The sequence below is a fragment of the Streptomyces sp. sk2.1 genome, assembly GCF_008120935.1.
Taxonomy (GTDB): domain Bacteria; phylum Actinomycetota; class Actinomycetes; order Streptomycetales; family Streptomycetaceae; genus Streptomyces.
In genome coordinates this window covers 1-2,124 of sequence record NZ_RDBO01000133.1, presented here as the reverse complement: position 1 = coordinate 2,124, position 2,124 = coordinate 1, and the positions used below count along the sequence as shown (strand labels likewise).

Sequence of the window (2,124 nt, the reverse complement as noted above, 5' to 3'; positions counted from 1 at the left end):
GTGCGGAGGGGGCGGGTGCGGGTAACGACGCCCGCGCCGAGGGCCCGTCGGCACGGGCGGACGGGGTCACGGCCCCGGCGAGAGCGGCGACGGCGACTGCGGCGGACAGCGCGGCGAGGGCGGTGGAAGCACGGTGGGTGGTCATGGCACAAGCCTGGCCGGGCCGGGCCGCGCGGCCCATCCGGGAGGCGGGACACCTCGGGTGGGGATAGCCCCCGGCGGCGATAACCTGGTGTCCGGAGCAGGCAGGAGACGAACACCCATGGGAGCCCGGAACCCCCAAGGTCCCGTCGTCGCGGTGGTGGCGCTCGGCGGTGCGCTGGGAGCGTCCGCCCGGTACGGGGCGAGTCTGCTCTGGCCCACCGCCCCGGGCGGCTTCCCCTGGACGACGCTGTGCGTGAACGTCGCCGGATGCGCGGTGATCGGCGTGTTCATGGTGGTGATCGGCGAGGCGTGGTCGGCGCACCGGCTGGTGCGGCCGTTCTTCGGCACGGGGGTGCTCGGCGGATTCACCACGTTCTCCACGTACGCGGTGGACATCGAGCGGCTGATCGCCGCCGACCGGGTCCGCACCGGCCTGGCGTACCTGGGACTGACACTGCTCGCGGCCCTCGCGGCGGTGTGGAGCGCGGTGTGGGCGACCCGCCGCGTCCTGGCCTGGAGGCAGCCATGACGACCCCGAACGCACCGAACGCGTCGAGCACGCCGCACACGGAACGGGCCCTGCGTCTGACGGTCCTCGTCGGCGAGTCCGACGTCTGGCACCACAGGCCGGTGTTCACGGAGATCGTGCACCGGGCCCACCGCGCGGGACTGTCGGGCGCGAGCGTGCTCCGCGGGATCGAGGGCTTCGGCGCCTCGTCGATGATCCACACCCAGCGACTGCTCTCGCTGAGCGAGGACCTGCCGGTGGCGGTGGTGATCGTGGACGAGGAGGAGCGCGTGCGCGCGTTCCTGCCGCTGATCGCGGAACTGGTCGCGGACGGCGGCCGGGTCGTCCTGGACGCGTGCGAGATCGTGCGCTTCGGCACGGACGACCGGGAACACGGCGGGGAGCGGCCCGGGACGCGGGACGGAAAGCGGGACCGGGACCGGTGAACTGGCTGTTGGTGATCATCGGTGCGTCGGTCGGGGCGCCGCTGCGCTATCTGACCGACCGGGCGGTGCAGTCCCGGCACGACACCGTCTTCCCGTGGGGGACCTTCGCGGTCAATGTGAGCGGTTCGCTGATCCTGGGGCTGCTGACCGGCGCGGTGGTGGCCGGGGCCGCCTCCTCGCACGTCCAGCTGCTGATCGGCACGGGGCTGTGCGGCGCGCTCACCACGTACTCGACGTTCAGCTACGAGACGGTGCGGCTGGTCGAGGACGGCGCCAGGTTCTACGCGGTGGCCAACGTGCTGGCGAGCGTGGTGGCGGGGCTGGGCGCGGTGTTCGTCGGCGTCTCGCTCGCGCAGGCGCTCTGGCCGTAGGAGCCGCAGGAACCGCGGCGTGCCCGACGCGGCACGGTCGGCGTCCCCCGCCACCGCAATGCGAGACGATGGCAGGGGAACGCCGTTGGGGAGGAACCGTCACCGGACGCCGGGCGATTCAACCCGTTCCGCGTCGACAGCGGTCCGTCAGGCGCCGACGCTAGGCAACCGTTCGCGCCCCGCTCCCGGCACCACGCCGGTCCCCGCCCCGACACCACCCCAACAGCAGGCGCGCCCCGTCACCCGGCCGGGGGAGCCTCGGGCCGTACGGAGAGGGTGTACGTGCAGTCGGCGTCGGGGACGACGACGAGGAGCGGGTGGCCGTTCTTGAGGTGCGCGTGGGCGGCGCGCTGCCCGTTGCGGTCCCGGTACCAGGCGCGCAGCTCGGCGGAGTGGTCCGGCCCGGGGGCTCCGGGGAGGCGCATGGAGGGCTGGACCCAGGCGGAGTGGTCGGGGTCGGGGTCGAGCCGGTCCACGATCCACAGCGCCTGCCCGCCCAGCCACCGCAGGGCGAGCACGGGCGAGATGGTCCGGAAGGTGCCCAGCACGTACCGGGCCGTCCGCCCGACGCCGTACACCGGCCCCTCGGCCACCGCCTCGCACCAGTAACTCCCAGGCTGTCGGGGGACGTTCGCATCCACGCTCACGCCGGGCC

The 2,124-nt window shown here is 74.0% G+C and carries 4 protein-coding genes; 3 read left to right on the top strand and 1 reads right to left on the bottom strand.

Features of this window, described 5'->3' with window-relative positions:
• Nucleotides 1–262 precede the first annotated feature (262 nt).
• From crcB (EAO76_RS41380) to crcB (EAO76_RS41370), 3 genes are read left to right on the top strand one after another with little or no spacing between them, the layout of a single operon-like run.
• Nucleotides 263–673, top strand: a complete 411-nt coding sequence (gene crcB / locus EAO76_RS41380; RefSeq protein WP_148841395.1) for a fluoride efflux transporter CrcB — start codon at nt 263–265, stop codon at nt 671–673.
• Nucleotides 670–1,098: a DUF190 domain-containing protein gene (locus EAO76_RS41375; RefSeq protein WP_148841394.1), complete on the top strand. Its 429-nt coding sequence runs from the start codon at nt 670–672 to the stop codon at nt 1,096–1,098. Before crcB (EAO76_RS41380) ends, EAO76_RS41375 begins: the two co-directional genes overlap by 4 nt.
• Nucleotides 1,095–1,469: a fluoride efflux transporter CrcB gene (gene crcB, locus EAO76_RS41370; RefSeq protein ID WP_148841393.1), complete on the top strand. Its 375-nt coding sequence runs from the start codon at nt 1,095–1,097 to the stop codon at nt 1,467–1,469. The genes EAO76_RS41375 and crcB (EAO76_RS41370) overlap by 4 nt, the downstream gene beginning before the upstream one ends.
• Before the next feature lie 239 nt (nt 1,470–1,708).
• On the opposite strand, the gene EAO76_RS41365 is transcribed toward crcB (EAO76_RS41370), so the two are convergent.
• A partial coding sequence (locus tag EAO76_RS41365) for a hypothetical protein (RefSeq protein ID WP_222872260.1) occupies nt 1,709–2,124 on the bottom strand: 416 nt, incomplete at its 5' end.

What these genes read in the sequence shown, in the direction of transcription:
- crcB (WP_148841395.1), top strand. Translation starts at nt 263, where the DNA reads ATGGGAGCCCGGAACCCCCAAGGTCCCGTCGTCGCGGTGGTGGCGCTC.
- EAO76_RS41375 (WP_148841394.1), top strand. Translation starts at nt 670, where the DNA reads ATGACGACCCCGAACGCACCGAACGCGTCGAGCACGCCGCACACGGAA.